At 54.4% G+C, this 16,665-nt stretch carries 13 protein-coding genes and 1 pseudogene; 3 read left to right on the top strand and 11 right to left on the bottom strand.

The window, feature by feature from the left end; genetic code table 11:
• Positions 1-116 precede the first annotated feature (116 nt).
• Entirely contained in the window at positions 117-1,058 is a 942-nt protein-coding gene (locus AC1EKS_RS07165; RefSeq protein WP_481008566.1) for an aldo/keto reductase, read from the top strand.
• 98 nt (positions 1,059-1,156) lie between these two features.
• Positions 1,157-3,184, top strand: coding sequence for an acyltransferase family protein (locus tag AC1EKS_RS07160; protein WP_481008567.1), 2,028 nt, complete (start codon positions 1,157-1,159; stop codon positions 3,182-3,184).
• A gap of 49 nt (positions 3,185-3,233) precedes the next feature.
• Here the strand turns inward: AC1EKS_RS07160 and AC1EKS_RS07155 are convergent, their stop codons facing one another.
• Both AC1EKS_RS07155 and groES read right to left on the bottom strand, forming a co-directional pair.
• Positions 3,234-4,307, bottom strand: a complete 1,074-nt coding sequence (locus AC1EKS_RS07155; protein ID WP_481008568.1) for a glycosyltransferase — start codon at positions 4,305-4,307, stop codon at positions 3,234-3,236.
• 276 nt (positions 4,308-4,583) lie between these two features.
• Positions 4,584-4,880, bottom strand: coding sequence for a co-chaperone GroES (gene groES, locus AC1EKS_RS07150; protein ID WP_122820632.1), 297 nt, complete (start codon positions 4,878-4,880; stop codon positions 4,584-4,586).
• A gap of 405 nt (positions 4,881-5,285) precedes the next feature.
• On the opposite strand from groES, the gene AC1EKS_RS07145 reads away from it, so the two are divergent.
• On the top strand, positions 5,286-6,575 hold the full coding sequence (locus AC1EKS_RS07145; RefSeq protein WP_481008569.1) for a class I SAM-dependent methyltransferase: 1,290 nt from the start codon (positions 5,286-5,288) through the stop codon (positions 6,573-6,575).
• Positions 6,576-7,144: 569 nt separating this feature from the next.
• Here AC1EKS_RS07145 and tsaD read toward each other — a convergent pair.
• From tsaD to AC1EKS_RS07100, 9 genes and pseudogenes are all read right to left on the bottom strand, one after another.
• A pseudogene (tsaD, locus tag AC1EKS_RS07140) lies at positions 7,145-8,191 on the bottom strand (tRNA (adenosine(37)-N6)-threonylcarbamoyltransferase complex transferase subunit TsaD); the annotation flags it as partial.
• Positions 8,192-8,350: 159 nt separating this feature from the next.
• Positions 8,351-9,112, bottom strand: a complete 762-nt coding sequence (locus AC1EKS_RS07135) for a succinate dehydrogenase/fumarate reductase iron-sulfur subunit (protein ID WP_481008570.1) — start codon at positions 9,110-9,112, stop codon at positions 8,351-8,353.
• Positions 9,109-11,094 carry a fumarate reductase/succinate dehydrogenase flavoprotein subunit gene (locus tag AC1EKS_RS07130; protein WP_481008571.1) on the bottom strand — a complete coding sequence of 662 codons (1,986 nt, stop codon included), beginning with the start codon at positions 11,092-11,094 and terminating at the stop codon, positions 9,109-9,111. The genes AC1EKS_RS07135 and AC1EKS_RS07130 overlap by 4 nt, the downstream gene beginning before the upstream one ends.
• A 15-nt stretch (positions 11,095-11,109) precedes the next feature.
• Positions 11,110-11,871, bottom strand: coding sequence for a succinate dehydrogenase cytochrome b subunit (locus AC1EKS_RS07125; RefSeq protein ID WP_481008572.1), 762 nt, complete (start codon positions 11,869-11,871; stop codon positions 11,110-11,112).
• A 233-nt stretch (positions 11,872-12,104) separates the two neighbouring features.
• Complete coding sequence (rimI, locus tag AC1EKS_RS07120) at positions 12,105-12,599, bottom strand: ribosomal protein S18-alanine N-acetyltransferase (RefSeq protein WP_481008573.1); 495 nt, start codon at positions 12,597-12,599, stop codon at positions 12,105-12,107.
• A 7-nt stretch (positions 12,600-12,606) separates the two neighbouring features.
• Positions 12,607-13,302 (bottom strand): tRNA (adenosine(37)-N6)-threonylcarbamoyltransferase complex dimerization subunit type 1 TsaB, encoded by a 696-nt coding sequence (tsaB, locus tag AC1EKS_RS07115; RefSeq protein ID WP_481008574.1) that lies wholly within the window; start codon positions 13,300-13,302, stop codon positions 12,607-12,609.
• Positions 13,303-13,310: 8 nt separating this feature from the next.
• Positions 13,311-13,853: a tRNA (adenosine(37)-N6)-threonylcarbamoyltransferase complex ATPase subunit type 1 TsaE gene (gene tsaE, locus AC1EKS_RS07110; RefSeq protein ID WP_481008575.1), complete on the bottom strand. Its 543-nt coding sequence runs from the start codon at positions 13,851-13,853 to the stop codon at positions 13,311-13,313.
• 8 nt (positions 13,854-13,861) lie between these two features.
• Positions 13,862-15,019: an alanine racemase gene (alr, locus tag AC1EKS_RS07105; protein WP_481008576.1), complete on the bottom strand. Its 1,158-nt coding sequence runs from the start codon at positions 15,017-15,019 to the stop codon at positions 13,862-13,864.
• A gap of 18 nt (positions 15,020-15,037) precedes the next feature.
• The gene (locus AC1EKS_RS07100; RefSeq protein ID WP_481008577.1) at positions 15,038-16,660 is read right to left on the bottom strand and encodes a bifunctional ADP-dependent NAD(P)H-hydrate dehydratase/NAD(P)H-hydrate epimerase; all 1,623 of its coding nucleotides are present in this window, start codon (positions 16,658-16,660) and stop codon (positions 15,038-15,040) included.
• Positions 16,661-16,665: the final 5 nt, after the last annotated feature.

Raw genomic sequence — 16,665 nt, 5'->3', positions numbered from 1 at the left:
CCAACCGGACTGTCTGAATATTGAAAATCTGAATCGTTTAGATCAACAAGAATAGAACGAAGATCTACTAATCTAGTACCATACCTATAAACAGCAAAATTGCTTATGGGAGGCTAATGTACCAGGTAAAAGGCACGGAGCTTTCAGTTTTTGAACTGGCTTTAGGCGCTAATACTTTCGGTTGGACCAGCAACAAAGCAGATTCGTTTGCAGTCATGGATGCTTACTGCGAGGCGGGCGGAAACTTCATTGATACTGCCGATGTTTATTCTGCCTGGGGCAAAGGGTTAAAAGGCGGAGAATCCGAGACCGTAATTGGCGAATGGTTGCGTGAGCGCAAAGCACGCGACCAGGTTGTAATCGCTACCAAGGTCAGCCAGCACCCTGATTTTCCCGGTCTAGCCCCAGCAAATATTAAGGCTGCTTGTGAAGCCTCCTTGAAACGGCTACAAACCGATTACATCGATCTCTACTATGCGCATTTCGACGACGATAAGACCCCAATTGCGGATATGGCTGCAGCGTTTGATGGTCTGGTAAAAGGAGGAAAAGTTCGCTACGTGACCATGTCTAACTTTTCTCCCGAGCGGATGCGCGAATGGTTCCAGGTCGCTACGGAGGCTAGTCTGGCAACACCGGTAGCGATCCAGAATCAATACAATCTGCTTTACCGAAAAGATTTCGAACAGAGCTACCAGCCGATTTGTGAAGAATTCGGAGTTGCCGAGTTCAGCTACTTCTCGCTAGCATCCGGGTTCCTGACCGGAAAATACCGCAAAGCAGCAGACCTTGCCGGTAAAGAACGCAGCGACTTCTTGTCAGCATATAACCGCCCAGAATCTTTTGTACTGGTGGATGCCCTGGTAAAGGTAGCCGCAGAACTTGGTTCTACCCCCACTGCAGTCTCTCTCGCCTGGCTGCGCGCCAAGGGCGTAGCTGCCCCGATTGCCTCCGCGCGTAACCCTCAGCAACTAAAGGATCTGGCGGCTTCCGCCAGCCTGACCCTGCCCGCAGAAGCGATTGCCGTCCTAGATGAAAAGTCGCAGCCTTTCTCCTAAATCAATCATTGCTCTAATGGGTTGGGCGGGAAGATTGCAAACATTTATCGAACTGCCATAACATCCTTAGCAGGTTCACTAAGCGAAAGATCATCGATATGAGTTCTCCTGCAAATGCTGTAAATGACCAGACCCGTCGTTTCCGCCCTGAGATTCAGGGATTGCGCGCCCTCTGTGCCTTGCAGATTATTGTGTTTCACGCCTGGCAGGTCGGCTCCCCCATTGGGGTGGATGTTTTCATCATGATCTCCGCTTTCCTTTTGGCTGATTCTTTTATTCGCGGATCCGATGCCGGTAAGAGCTATTCAGTAATCAAACGGTGGATTCAAACATTCCGGCGGCTGCTTCCTCCCCTGGTGATCACCATCCTGCTGGCGATTGTGCTAACCATCAAATATCTGCCTAAGACTAGATGGACTGAGATTATCAACCAGTCCTGGCCGTCCTTGTTTTACTACCAAAATTGGTATTTACAGTCAGAGCTAGTCGACTATTTTGCGGCCGATCATTCCCTGTCTTCTCCGCTCATGCATATGTGGTGCATAGCAGTCCAAGGACAAATCTTTTTGATCTTCCCGCTAGTTTTTGCGGTAACTGCTCTGATCTGTCGGAGAATAAACATCTCTGTCCGTAAAGGGATTTTCGCTGTTTTTTCTCTCGCTGCCCTCGTCTCCTTTGGCTGGTTACTAGTAAAGTTTTTCGATGGCACCGCCTCGCAATACTATTTTGATACTCGCATCCGATTTTGGGAGTTTGCGATCGGAGTCCTGGCGGCACTCGCTGTCAAAAAAGTTAAAGCGGGATCTAAATGGCATGATGCCCTAGGGTGGATTTCTATTGCAATCGTGGTAGTTTTCGGCCTGCTCTCCGTGGGTACCTATCCTGGCCCCATCTGTGTCCTGCCCATTGTGGCAGCGTGTCTGGTGATGTTATTTGTTCGCAGTGACTCTAACTCCACTTCCGCGCGGCTACTATTCTGGCGTCCTCTGGTCTATATCGGTGACAACTCCTATGCGCTTTACCTGGTGCACTGGCCAATCTTCGCGGTGTATATGGGGGCGCGCCATCAGGCCAACCTTTCTCTTTTTGAGGGCGGATTCCTCTTCCTAGTTTCCTTGGGACTAGCTGTTCTACTTACCGAGCTGGTTGATAACCCGGTACGTTCGCTTAAACTATTCAACAAAGATTGGGGGCGCAAAGCGGCCGTCATTATCTTGGCATTAGCAGTAGGAGCTGCCGGAATTACTACTGCCTCTTGGCAAATAAATAAACGGATTTCTCCCGCAAAACACGTTACTGTGTCTAGTCACCCCGGAGCCCGCGTCCTCCTAGAGAAAAATCCTCCTAGCAGTTTCAAGGAAGATCCCCTGCCCGCTGCTGGAGAGCTAGATAAACAGTGGGCAAGCCTGCCGTACCAATGTATCGGCGCCTTTGCCGGGGCGCCAGATTTTGGAAAGACAGCTGGTCACAACAACTCTTGCCGTCAGCTGCACCAGCAAGCAACTGGTGGCCCCAACGTGTTGGTATTTGGTGATTCCCATGCCGAGCAGTATCTGCCTGCCATCCAAAAAACGGCAGAGAAACGCAACTGGAATTTAGCTGCGCTGCTGATGGGTGGCTGCAAGATCTCCCGTGACTTTAACGGCCATGACGATACCTGCAAAAAATGGGTACAAGCCGGATTGGATTGGGCGTTAAATAAGGCAAACCCAGATGCGGTGATAATGGTCTCCACGCTTACGCAACCCGGTAGCCCCGATCAAGTATTAACTGGTCACCCAGAGGTAGTTTCCGAGTTCTTGGCGAAGGGGATAAAGGTAATCGGGATGCGCGACACCCCGAATTTTTCTGACAATATGTATGAGTGCGCCGTTTCTGCCGCTAATCCCCAGTCCTGTGGCGTGCCCTATGGGCAGGTATATTCGAAGACCCTTAACGGTCTGCCTGTAGAAAACTCTGGTTTCCATTTCGTGGATTTATCGCCGCAGATATGTCCCAACGATGCTTGCAGTCCCCTGGTAGGAAATCTTTACGTCTATATGGATCAAGACCACCTAACCAAGTATTATTCCCAGACCTTAGAAGATTTCTTCGCCCAGCAAACCGCAGGGATCCTGGAACCATAGCATCGTAATCCCCGTTCCACCCCCACTGCAGATAGGCAGTCTCACACTGTCATGATGCAGTTTGTTTCGAAGCTAATTCACGATAAAGCGCATTCATGCGCCTCGCGAAATCTTTGTCGGAGAATTTTCTTATCGCGCCTTGGAAAAAATCCGCCCGCTTTCCCTGGCTATTACCTACTTGCTCCATAATCGCATCGGCGTAGGCTTCCGGGTTCTGCGAATCATCTACCAATAGACCGTAGGGTGGTTTAACAAAATCTCTTTGACCGCCGTTTCCGCCTAAGACCACCGGGCGTCCTGCTGCCAGCGCCTCTGCCGCCCCCAAACAAAAAGTTTCTGCCTGGGTTGGCAATAGGAACATGTTCGCATTAGACAGATATCTGGGAACCTCATCGGGCTTGACACTGCCAGCAAGATTAACCCGCGAATTCAAGTTAAGCTCATCAATCAACCTGATTATTTCTGCACGTAAGGGTCCATCACCAACCCAAGTCAGCGAAGCATCGATTCCTCGATCCAGGAGTATTCGCAAAGTGCGCACCGCGATATCGGGGCTTTTTCTCGAGTTCAATGCCCCAACTGAAACTAAATGCAACGATTTTAGATCTGCGAGTGGGGTTAGTGATTTCGGCAGAGGAACTATATTAGGCACCGTAACCACCTGTCCCACCCCGTAGCGGGAAAGTTTTTTCGCTAGGAAAGTTGAAACGGTGACTACCTTGTCTGGAAAATGCTCGAAAAGCGAAACTAATAGGGGCAGTAGCCCATTCTCCATGTACTTAGACCAATGCTCGGTATGTACCCAAGGAAGGGGAATAAAAGAAAGTGAGACAACGGGCAGGGCAAATACTCCCGTCGAATGTAACATTTGGCTGCTTCTAGCTAGTTTTCTTAACCTCAAAGGCAGTTTCAAGATATCGACAATGGTGCGGGCAGGTAATCGGATGGCTTTAACCCGGTCAGCAGCAAAAAACCGGCAGGGCTTACCAGAGTAAGACCGATCAATATGGGCAAGCAGGAGGTCGTTATCCCTGCTTAAAGCGGTGACATCGCGTTTCACAAAGGGAGCTACCTCAGGCTTTTCGGTACTTGGAAACCATGCAGTAACGTAGAAAATTTTCACGACGATCCCCAATCAACCTCATCTCGGCTTATCTACCCATCCTCATTACCTCTATCCACAGCTTTTAAACTTAGGTCAACGAGGATGGGTGGAACTTTAGTGTAACATTCAGCGCGGCACCCCGGTTCGGGATCTGGCCAAGCTAGGGGCTGCGCGTCAAGAGTTGGAAACATTGATAACGAAATGAACCTATACAAAAGGCGGGGTCGGATTTCTCCGACCCCGCCGATTGCTTTACGGCTAACGTGCGCGAAACCGCGCAGCCAGCGCTATTGTCTAGCGCTCAACTTTTGCCAAAATGTCACGCGCGGAAAGAATCAAGTATTCTTCCCCGCCGTATTTGACCTCGGTACCGCCATACTTGGAGTAAATCACGCTGTCGCCCTCGGCAACGTCCATCGGAACCCGGTTACCCTGGTCATCGATGCGACCTGGTCCCACTGCGATTACTTTGCCTTCCTGCGGCTTTTCCTTGGCAGCGTCGGGAATAACCAGACCAGAGGCGGTCTTCTGTTCCGCTTCTGCCTGCTGAATCACGACGCGATCTTCTAACGGCTTAATGGAGACTGACACTGCAGACCTCCCTTTCTTTTTCCAAAAATTTTCGGTTTTAGTACCGGAACTATGACGTCGCGGGTTGTCAGATTTCCAGCACGGTCTGGAGCCTTGCGACTCCAAATGCACTATTTAGCTTAGGGCTATTCTGGCACTCAAGCAAGCTGAGTGCCAGTTATTGCTTACGCCCTCCGCGAATCCTGATTTGGGTAACCAAGGTGTCGCTCTAGCTTTACCGCTTCCTCTTCTCCCTAACGCTCTCTCCCCTCAATCGTTGCTGCTCCATCTGGCTTTGCCTACTAGCGCTGCCTCTTCCCCGTTACCATTCCCGCTTTTCCTACTGGTGTTGCTACTCCCCCCCCTAGCGCCACCTCTCCCGCTTGGCAATGCTCAGTTAAACTAAAAATACAGGGGGATAGATCTATGCCAAGCAGCAAAATACAACTGAGCTTCACGCAGATGCAACAGTTGACCTCCTCTTTTCCACCTCCTGAAGATCCCATGATTGCCACGCTTACCACCGAGGAAGGCTGGCAACTACTGCAAGAATATCCAGCGCCCCCACCTTCCCAGGCGGCAGATATCGTCAGCAATCTGCGCAAACACCACCCCGCAAACTTGGTTGCGTCTTTGCAAACCCAGTGGAAACTACGGGAAAAAGCGCGGGAAAAAATGGGAGCCGAGGCGGCGACTAAACTCTTTACCCGCGATGGAATCGAACAGGCCACCCGGAAAATAGTTGCCGCTGAGCGGGCTAAACGTTTTGCGACCGCCGGCGTCACTCACTTGATGGATCTTGGCTGCGGGATCGGTGCCGACTCTATGGAACTGGCACGCACCTGCGAAGATTTTCTCGCAGTAGACCTGAGCCCAGCCGCTGCCACCTGCGCTGCAATCAACCTTTCCGATATTCCGAAAGCACAGGTTATTTGCGAAAGTGCCGAAAATATTGCCGCCCAAAAAACTCTGCCTGCCCTGTTTGTAGATCCGGCCCGCCGCGGAGCCACCGGACGAGTCCTCTTTCCTGCCGCCTGGTCACCTCCCCTGGGAAAAGTCCTGGAATGGGGAAGGCGCGCACCTCATCTAGCGGTGAAAATGGCGCCCGGGATTGACCTGGCGAATCTGCCGGAGGGCTATCACGCCCAGTGGGTGAGCGTCGACGGAAACCTGGTGGAGTGCGCCCTCTATTCGCCGGGCTTAGCTCCTGAGGGTGCGGGACGATCCGCGCTGGTTATCTGCGGTAGGCAGGTGAAACATTATCGCTGTGCTACCGCCCGCAACCCGGGTGAAAGTCATCTACAAGTTCCGCAGGCCGAGAACTTGGGCAGCTATCTTTTCGATCCCGATCCCGCGATTATTCGCGCCGGGATTATTCCTGACCTGTGTGAACGCCTCGAAATGGCGCCAGTATCAACCGGGATTGCCTATCTGACCGGAAACACCCTTCCCGACGAACAGGATTCACCGGCGCTCTCCTGCTACCAGATAGTGGAAGATCTGCCCTTGAAACCCAAGGTAGTAACCTCTTATTTACGCTCTTTGCAGGCCACCCGGCTGGACGTACTCAAGCGGGGAGCCGCCCTCGACATTGCAGCTTGGCGAAAAAAGGTGATGCCCAAGAAAAACCGGGACTGGTCACCGCGCACCGTGACCGTAGCGCTGACCCGGGTAGGTGGGGCGCACCGCTGTCTAGTGTTGCGCCCCATAAAATAGGGCTCTATGCCGCGGGCTAGTAACCCCGCTAGTGGAAGGTGAGACTAGGGGCGGGGCTCCACGTCATCGGGAGGTTCTACCGTCACCGAAGGCTCATTGGGATCGGTTTTACGCGCCTGCGAACGCTCCTGTAAACGCTGCTGAGCTTGCTTCGCGTATTCGCGCCCCTTTTCAACCGCCTGCTCGGCGTATTCGCGCCCGCGTTCGGCAGCTTGCTCCATATAGGGGCGAGCTTTCTCCACAGTTTCTTCCGCATATTCCCGGCTTTTTTCTGCGGCCTGCTCTACGTAGGGGCGAGACTTCTCCACCGCTTGCTCTACGTAGGGGCGAGACTTCTCGACTGCCTGCTCCACGTAGGGGCGGGCTTTCTCCACAGTTTCTTCCGCGTACTCCCGCCCTTGTTCTACTAAAGGTTTAATCCGGTCAGCGGCCTTTTCCAATCCGGGACGCATCTGATCAAATGATTTCGCCATATTTTCTTTCACCTTCTGGTAGATGCTTTCCGCATCTACCTCTTTTTCTTGGGCATTACTGCTATTATCCTGCGGCTTCCCGGTATTCTCCAGGCTGGGAGCCATATAAATCTCGGTGAGCGGCATCTGGGAATCCGGGCCAAAATCTTTGGGCGAGGGCGGCATCCCCGCTTTCACCAGCACCTCACCGAGGGCGGCGATTTGGGCGCCGTTGTCAGTACAAAAACGAATGGGCGGGATGCGCACGGTGATCCCCGCCGAGTCAGCGCGCTGTGCCAAAAGTTCCCGCAGACGCGAATTCGCAGAAAAACCACCGCCCACTACGATTTCGTGGCAGTCAAAGTCCTGGGCAGCCTGCACCGCTTTCTTAGTCAGCGAATCGTTCACGGCCTCCGAAAAACCGGCACAAATATTTTCCCGGTTAACGCTTTCTCCGGCCGCCTCTAGCCCCTCAATATAGCGGGCAACCGCAGTTTTTAATCCGGAAAATGAAAAATCGTAACGGTGACGTTCTTTGTCTTTACCGGCCGCCAATCCCCGCGGGAAACGGATAGCTTTCTTGTCCCCGGCCTGCGCCAGCCGATCTACGTGGGGGCCGCCTGGGTAGGGGGTGCCCAGCAGGCGCCCTACTTTATCGAAGGCTTCCCCGGCGGCGTCATCCAAAGTGCCCCCCAGTTCGGTAATATCACTTGCCAGATCCCGCACCAGCACCAGGTTGGAGTGCCCCCCTGAGCAAATCAACCCAATAAAAGGCGGATGAAACTCCCCCTCTACCAGGGCATCTACCGCGAGGTGTCCGATTACATGGTTTACGCCGTACAGCGGTTTATCTAAGGCCAGTGCCAGGGCCTTAGCCGCAGAAATCCCTACCGTCAGCGAGCCCACCAACCCCGGCCCTGCCGCGCAGGCGATGGCGTCTACCTCGCTCAAAGTAACCCCGGCTTCTTTGCAGGCCGCCTGCAAAGTGGGGAGGAAGGATTCTAGGTGGGCGCGGGAAGCGATTTCGGGAATGATTCCCCCGTAGCGGGCATGCTCATCCATAGAGGTGGCAGTGCGATCTGCCAGTAGTTCTCCCCCGCGCACCAACGCCACGCCGGTTTCATCGCAGGTAGACTCAATTCCCAGGATCAGCGGTTCACTCATGTATTCATTTTACCCATACCCCGGATTTGCGACCTAACGGTACCGCCTTCAGCTGGAATAACTGTTCAACTTAAGAACATGGAAGGCGGGCTCGGAGATTATTCTCCGAGCCCGCCTTGGCCATGCAAAAGAACGGCTATTTCGCTGTTAGCTGCAGATTTACACTCCAGCAAGAACAGCTTTGCCGAGTTGCCGGTTGAGCACCGCGATAAAGTCCAGCGGCACCTGCTTGGGGCAAACCGCCGCACATTCACCGAAGTTGGTGCATCCACCGAATCCCTCAGCGCCCATCCGGTTAAGCATCTGGGTAACCCGGCGTAGATTCTCTGGTTTACCCTGCGGCAGAAGACCCAGGTGAGTCACTTTCGCAGAAGTAAATAGCATCGCCGAACCGTTCGGGCAGGCAGCCACACATGCTCCGCAACCGATGCAGGCCGCGGCCTCGAAAGCCCGATCCGCATCTTTCTTCGGAACCGGAGTCGAATGAGCATCCGGAGCCGCACCAGTATTAACCGAAATGTATCCGCCCGCCTGAATAATACGATCCAAAGCGTTCCGGTTAACCACCAGATCCTTAATGATCGGGAACGCCTTTGAGCGCCAAGGCTCAATAGTAATCGTGTCCCCATCCTTGAAAGAGCGCATATGTAGCTGGCAGGTAGTGGTGTTGTCTTTGGGATCCGGGGAATGGTTTCCATGCGGAACCCCGTTAATCACCAGACCGCACATACCGCAGATTCCCTCGCGGCAGTCCGAGTCAAAGGCGACCGGCTCTTCCCCGCGAGCAAATAGATCCTCGTTGAGGATATCCAGCATTTCCAGGAAAGAGGAATCCTCGCTAACTCCGTGGAGCTTATATTCGTGGATAGCTCCCTCGGCGTCTGGGCCAGCCTGACGCCAGATTCGCAAAGTGATGTTCACTTGTAGCTCCTTGTCTTGACCTCGATATTGTTGTAAATCAGATCCTCCTTGTGCAGGACAGGGGGCTGATTCTCACCTTTCCATTCCCAAGCGGCTACATACATGAAGTTCTCATCGTCACGCATAGCCTCACCCTCCGGAGTTTGGTGTTCTTCCCGGAAGTGACCGCCACAGGATTCTTCACGATGCAGCGCATCGATACACATCAACTCGCCCAACTCTAGGAAGTCAGCCAAACGGCCGGCGCGCTCGAGCGACTGGTTCATTTCGCCAGTCTTCTTGCCCGGAATCCGCACATTGGTCCAGAACTCTTTCCGCAGTTCCCGAATCAAGCCGATAGCTTTCTTCAGCCCCTCACGGGTACGGGACATACCGCAGTACTCCCACATAATGTGGCCGAGTTCTTTATGGATAGAGTCCACCGAACGCGTACCCTCAATCGCCATCATCCGATCGATGCGTTCTTGTGCCTGCTGTTTCGCGGCCAAAACATCCGGATGATCCTGCGGCAAATCATGCCAATCCAAGGTATGTGCCAGGTAATCATTTACCGTATTCGGCAACACGAAATAGCCATCAGATAGTCCCTGCATCAAAGCCGAGGCGCCCAAGCGGTTAGCACCGTGATCAGAGAAGTTAGCTTCCCCGCCCACATACAGACCCGGGATAGTGGTCTCTAGGTCATAGTCAACCCAAACCCCACCCATGGTGTAGTGCACCGCCGGGTAAATCCGCATCGGAACCTCATAAGGATCATCATCGGTAATCCGCTTATACATATCGAACAGGTTGCCGTACTTAGCAGAAACAGCTTCCTTACCCATACGTTCAATCGCGTCCGCGAAATCCAAGTAAACTCCGCGAGCAACTCCGTTGATTTCCGGACCTACCCCGCGACCCTCATCACACATGTTCTTGGCCTGACGCGATGCAATATCGCGCGGAACCAGGTTACCGAAAGAGGGGTAGATACGCTCTAGGTAGTAGTCGCGATCTTCCTCCGGGATTTCCCGCGGGTCTTTCTTGCAATCCTCTTTCTTCTTGGGAACCCAAATACGTCCATCATTACGCAAGGATTCACTCATCAAAGTGAGTTTAGATTGCTGGTCACCATGCTGCGGAATACAGGTGGGGTGAATCTGGGTGTAGCAAGGGTTAGCAAAATAAGCACCCTTACGGTGAGCACGCCAAGCAGCAGTACCGTTACACCCCATAGCGTTAGTGGACAGGAAGAAAACGTTCCCATAACCACCGGTAGCTAAAATAACAATCGAAGCGGTGAAAGTTTCCAGTTCACCAGTCTCCATATTGCGGGCCACAATCCCGCGCGCCCGACCGTCCGAAACGATGAGTTCTACCATTTCATGACGGGAGTGAGAAACTACGGTGCCCGCGTTAACCTGACGCTCTAACGCCTGGTACGCACCGATCAGGAGCTGCTGCCCCGTCTGGCCTCGCGCATAGAAAGTACGGGAAACCTGCACCCCACCGAAGGAACGGTTATCTAGCAGGCCGCCATATTCGCGGGCAAAAGGCACGCCCTGAGCTACACATTGGTCAATAATATTGGCAGATACTTCCGCTAGCCGGTAGACGTTAGTTTCCCGAGCCCGGTAGTCCCCGCCTTTGACCGTGTCATAGAACAGCCGGTAGTCAGAGTCGTTGTCGTTGCGATAATTCTTCGCCGCGTTGATCCCGCCCTGAGCCGCAATCGAGTGTGCACGGCGAGCAGAATCTTGGTAGAAGAAAGCATCGACGTGGTAGCCCATTTCGCCTAGCGAAGCAGCAGCTGCGCCCCCTGCCAAGCCGGTGCCTACCACGATCACTTTAATTTTACGACGGTTAGCCGGGTTAACCAGCGCCGCATCAAACTGGCGCTGCTTCCAGCATTTTTCAATCGGCACCTCTAGGGGTGCTTTCTGATCAGCGATCGGTTCGCCAACGGTGTAGAGACCGTCAATGAGATTTTCTTGTTCAGTCATCTTACGCATCCTTCCCTAACAACCCGGCACTAAATTGGGGCTGGTGATTACCAAATAAAGCGGCGGGATGGCGAACAAGGCGAACAGCAATAGCCCCACAAGCCCGGAGATATAAACCGTCGCTTTATGCGTGTTTTCCCGGATCCAACCCATAGTTTGCAGGGCGGACCATACGCCGTGTCCCACGTGCAAAGCCACAATTGCGACCGCACCCAGGTAAATAATCAGCGTCCACCAGTTAGCTGCTGAGAACGTGGTTACCATCATGTTCCACGGTGCCATCGGAATCTGTTCCCCACCTACCTCGTAGGTCTTCGAGCAGTAGGCACCAGCTGCACCAATCTGCACCGACTTGGTGGTGAAGTGAAGGATGTGGAACACGATAAACAACGCTAGCAGCACCGAGCCGACACGTACGGTTCGGGTCGCGTAGTTGTTAACCACGTTCTGTTTGACTACGTATTTCTCGCTGCCTCGTCCTACACTGGCGCGATACCAGAGGTAGAAGGCGCAGATCATATGGATCAGGACGCACGCCAGGAGCGCGACGCGCAGGATCCAAAGTAGACCTTCATAAGGCAGGATAGGGGCACCGAAGACCCGCAAGTGGTGGGCATAACCGTTATAGGCGTCAGCCCCCGCTAGAATCTTCAGGTTCCCGTAGGAATGCATTAACACAAACAGTACAAAGAATATGCCGGTAACGGCCATGCACTGTTTCGCGAAGACCAGGGTGTTCCAGCTTCGCCTCTTCTGAATTTCTTTTGTATTGGCCACGTTTCACAGGCTATCCCAAGGGTTTTTGCAGACTTAGGAGTTTAGGTCTAGGCAGTAATGATAAAGAAAAAGGTTACGGTATTCTATACTTTTAAAGCGATATCTACCTGCATTAATAGTCAATTAGTTAAAAAAGATGATGAAAAAAATCGTCAACACGAATTCTTATTTGTGGGGACGCTAACCTAGAAATTTCCCCGCAATTGAGAAAGCTAAAAGTTTCAAAATACCTTTCAGCGGTGGTCAGAGGAGGTGATTTCCGCCCCGACGGGACCGGGAGAGGGGCTAGCCAGGCGCTTGCGCATTACCAATGCGTCTTCGCGGGGTTGGGAATAATATCCCCGCCGCACACTCAAAGGAGTGAATCCCGCGCGTTCATAAAGCCTAATCGCCGCCTGGTTGGAGCTGCGCACTTCCAAAAACATTTCAGTAGCTCCCCGTTTCCGGGCCGCAGTGAGGGCGGATTTTAAGAGGGCGCCGCCGAGGCCGTGGCGACGTTTAGCCGGCAGAACTGCCAGGGATTGCAGCTCAGATTCTGGCACTAAGACTTCTAGCAGAGCCGCCCCCACCAGCGCCTCCTCCTCCCAGATTCCTAAAGCTAAACCGTAGGGAGCGGTTAGCATTTGTTGCAGCTGCGCGGCGCTAAACCCCTCGGATCCAAAACAGGCTTGTTCTAGGGCAAGCAGCGCCGACACGTCCTCAATGCTTAAAAGAACGCAGCCAGTCACGATACCCCTATTTTTTCTGGCTAGGCGGCTGCACATCCGGGCGGCGCAGATAAAGCGGAGACACCGTGCTTAATAGCTGATCAGCGGATTGCCCATTTAGGCGCACCTGTGCGATCCTACCGAGTACCGCTGCCTCTACCTCGGTAGGCAGCCCGGGATTTAACACAAAGTCCTGGGGATATAGCTCCGCGCCCGCCCCGGCTACCATCAAACCGGGTGTGGCCGCCCGATTCGCAAAATCTGCGGGTCGTCCCACCTCTGGTCCCCACAGGCAGCAAACCTCATCGGGACCGTCCGCGCGGTACTGGGCACAATAGACTTCCCTTCGCCGCGCATCGGTAGCTATGAACACTTCCTTTGTGGGTGGCACCAGGTCTAATACCGCGCGTGCGAGGGCGTCTAGGGAACAAATTCCGATTACCGGAACTCCCAACGCGTATCCGATAGTGCGAGCCGAAACCAGCCCGGAGCGCAAACCAGTAAAGGGAGCCGGACCGCGTCCGACCGCCACCGCCTCAATACCCGCCTGCGAAAGAGCGCATCCGCAAGCCTCCTGCACTACCTCACTAATCAGCTCCGTTAAGTGTTCGGCATGGGAGCGAGAGTCGCTACTGGAGCGACTGGCTAACACCTGGGTCTTAGCTTCGCTATCCCACAGGGCAACCGATGCCCCCAAGGAAGTGTCGATACATAGAATCCGCATATTTTTACCTACTTTTCTTGGCTGTGCTCAAAAGCGGAAAACACCTGTCCCCAGTCGGTTTCTTTCCAACGCTTTCCTAGGGGGCGAATAGTGATCGTGCGTTTGCCGTCATCCATCTGCGCGAGATCCACTACCCCATTACTGCTGGTAGCAACCCCGCCGTGTTCCCGATGAATCTCAATCTCCAGGCGGTCAGCCGACAGCTGCTCGGTTTTCCCCTCCCCCCATTCAATGACGGTAATCGCCTCGTCTAAGGTAGAATCCAAATCCAGGGTTTCTAGATCCGTCAAATCTTTGATCCGATAGGCATCGGCGTGAATCAGATCGGCGCCCCCCACCAAGGACGGGTGCACCCGGGCGACGATGAAAGTGGGGGAAGATACCCTCCCCTTTACCTGCAGTCCCGCACCAATTCCCTGGGTAAAAGTAGTTTTGCCGGCTCCCAATCCACCAGAGAGCATTACTAAATCTCCGGGGCGCAGCTGGGCAGCCAGCACTTGTCCAACCGCGCGCGTCTGGTCAGGTGAGTTAACGGTAATAGTAAACGGCACGTTTCCTCCTAGATATAGACCCGTGGCACCCGCGGATTAAGGTCAGTAACAATCGTATAGTTTATGGTTCCGGCGGCCTTCGCCCAATCATCGGCAGTGGGTTCGCCCTGGGAGCCATCTCCCCAGACCCGCACAGTCGCTCCGGAAGCCAGCGGCGGTTTCCCATCTTCACCGCTACCTAAATCCACCATGAACTGATCCATACATATCCGTCCTACCTGCGGATATTTCCGCCCATTGGCAGCTACCCAGATTTTTCCGGAGGCATGACGGTCAATCCCGTCGGCATATCCCAGCGGCACGATCCCGATATAGGTATCGTGGGGCGCCACCCAGGTGCCTCCATAGGAAACCGGATGCCCCGCGGGCAGTTTCTTTACGCTGATCAGATCAGCTTCTAGTCGCATAATCGGGGTAAGAGACAAGCTGGAGGTAGTGGCGCGGCCCGGATTCGGGGTGAGGCCGTACATGGCGATCCCATAGCGCGCCAAATCAAAATGTGCCTGCGGATGCCACAGCAGTCCCGAAGAAGCCGATAGGTGGCGCACCAGCCCCGTAAATCCGCGCTGTTCAGCTGCTGCGCATGCCTGTTGGAAGTCGCTAAGTTGTCGGGCAGTAGCCTGTTCGCCCGCGCCCGCTTCATCTCCGCGCGCCAGATGCGACCAGATTCCGACAACTTCTACCGTTCTCTCGTCGCTGGCCAGCTCTGCCGCCGAAAGTAAAGGAGCTAGGTTTTCGGGCAGGGCGCCCTCGCGTCCCATCCCGGTGTCCACCGCCAGGTGAATGCGGGCTTTTTTCTCTGCCGCCCGGGCGGCACTAGCCACGCGCAGCAGAGTTTCAGGATTAGATACCGCAATATCCAAGTTGGCTTTAATCGCCGCTTCCAGATTGGCGTCTGGGCTGAAAATCCAGGTGAAAATGCGCGCCTGCGGAAAATCTTTCAGTGCCTCCCGTAGCTGCATAGCTTCTGCCAGCTGCGCGACCCCAAACCAATTCACCCCGAACTCTAAGGCGGCACGGGCGATCTGCCCTCCACCATGTCCATAGGCATTGGCTTTCACGATCGCCATCGCTTGAACTTTCGGATCGCATTTGCGCAGCTGCTGCAAGTTTTTTTCCAGTGCAGACAGGTCAATAATCGCGCGCGCCGGAAAATCAGTATTCATGACCATGACTATACCGTCCTAAGCTTGCTGCAAAGCGTAGGCGATAGCCTGCGGAATCGCGCGGGCAATATCGGTAGCCACCAGCGGTGCACCCAGGCTATTAGCACTTTGCGGATCTGCGGAGGCAAAGGGGAGTTCGGCCGCTTTTCGAGCAGCCATGGCGTGCACCCAAGCGGCGGAGGCAACCGCAGCTGAGACTTGCGAGGTAGACAGTTGGTGTCCCGATTGTTCTGCGCGCGCCTGATGTTGAGCCAGCACCGCCGCGGTGATTCCCGCCAGCACATCACCGGAACCAGCTGTCCCGGTCCAGAAAGGCGCTCCGGCCTGGCTGAACATTGTCCCCTCGGCGCTGGCGATTAGGGTCACTGCTCCTTTTAGCAGCACCGTGGCACCGGTTTTATCCGCTAAATACTGCACCCAAGCTGCTGGCGATGCCTCCACTTCTGCCCGGCTAACTCCACCGCGGCCTCCCCCGGCTCCGAGTGTCGAAAGCAAACGCGCCGCCTCGCCCGCGTGGGGAGTAAGTACTGCTCGATGGCTAAGGGTTCCGCCGGGAACGTGGGAAATGATTTGGGGATAGAGGTCGACGGCGCCCGCATCTAGTACCAGAGGAATCCCGCTGGTAGCAGCTTGCACTGCCTGGTTGACTGCTTCGCGTACCCGGGAAGTATCTTTGGGATCTATGCCCGGACCTACCAGCAGGCATTGATGTTTGCCCGCACCGGAAACTGCTTCCGGGAAACGGGAAAGAATCGCGAAAGCCGCGTCCTCGGGGCCAACATAGCGCACCATTCCGACTCCGGCTCTACCCGCACCTTCTACGCACATCACTCCGGTTAGGGGGAAGGCGGAGGAACCGGCGACTATCTGCACTACCCCGCGAGTATATTTGTGGTCTTCCGGACCGGGCACTGGCCAAATAGCACCCACATCCTCTGCCTCCAGGCGGGCTAGGCGCGGCTCTTTCATCTGCAAACCCAGGTCTACTAGCCGTACTTGCCCAAAATGATAGGCAGCCGGCGGCAATAGGCAGGAGGATTTGCGTCCTCCCATAGTTACCGTCACGTCCGCCCCTAGGAAAGGCCCGGGTAGGCGACCATCATCGGTGAAAATCCCGGAGGGAATATCGATCGCCACTCGTAGCACCTTGGAGCCCCTAGATTCATACAGGCGAGTTAACTCCGTTGCTACCTGCGCTAATGGTTCACGTAGTTTACCGTTGACACCCGTTCCTACCAGGCCATCAATCCACACCTGGGCGGCGCGGGCGCGGCGGGCAGCCAGGCGCGCAATCTGGCGAGCACTGCCCGCTAAATCTACCCGCTCGATGGTTACCTCGGTTTTTTTGGCCGCCGCCAGTGCTTTTTCATGGGGCTTATCCGAAAGCAGCAAGGCAAGACAGGGGTATCCCAATTTCGCCAAATAGGACAAGGCATATAGACAATCCCCGCCGTTATCGCCGCCGCCGACTAACCCGAGGATCCGGGTTTCCTCAACTTTGGCACCCCGGGCAAGCAAGAACTCCACAGTGGTGTCGCTGACTTCGCCGGCAGCCTTTTTCATCAACGCCCCGTGAGGATGCTCGGCTACTACTTTGGCTTCAGCTTGCCTAACTGTTTGTTTCTCGAATGCCTCAATCATGCCGC

The organism is Varibaculum sp. C0165D1 (genome assembly GCF_056590355.1).
This window is presented reverse-complemented; position numbering and strand designations above follow the sequence as displayed.

Excerpts from the sequence above, each read along its gene's own strand:
- AC1EKS_RS07165 (WP_481008566.1), top strand. The coding sequence starts at position 117 with ATGTACCAGGTAAAAGGCACGGAGCTTTCAGTTTTTGAACTGGCTTTA.
- AC1EKS_RS07160 (WP_481008567.1), top strand. The coding sequence starts at position 1,157 with ATGAGTTCTCCTGCAAATGCTGTAAATGACCAGACCCGTCGTTTCCGC.
- AC1EKS_RS07145 (WP_481008569.1), top strand. The coding sequence starts at position 5,286 with ATGCCAAGCAGCAAAATACAACTGAGCTTCACGCAGATGCAACAGTTG.
- AC1EKS_RS07130 (WP_481008571.1), bottom strand. The coding sequence starts at position 11,094 with ATGACTGAACAAGAAAATCTCATTGACGGTCTCTACACCGTTGGCGAA.
- tsaB (WP_481008574.1), bottom strand. The coding sequence starts at position 13,302 with ATGCGGATTCTATGTATCGACACTTCCTTGGGGGCATCGGTTGCCCTG.
- alr (WP_481008576.1), bottom strand. The coding sequence starts at position 15,019 with ATGAATACTGATTTTCCGGCGCGCGCGATTATTGACCTGTCTGCACTG.
- AC1EKS_RS07100 (WP_481008577.1), bottom strand. The coding sequence starts at position 16,660 with ATGATTGAGGCATTCGAGAAACAAACAGTTAGGCAAGCTGAAGCCAAA.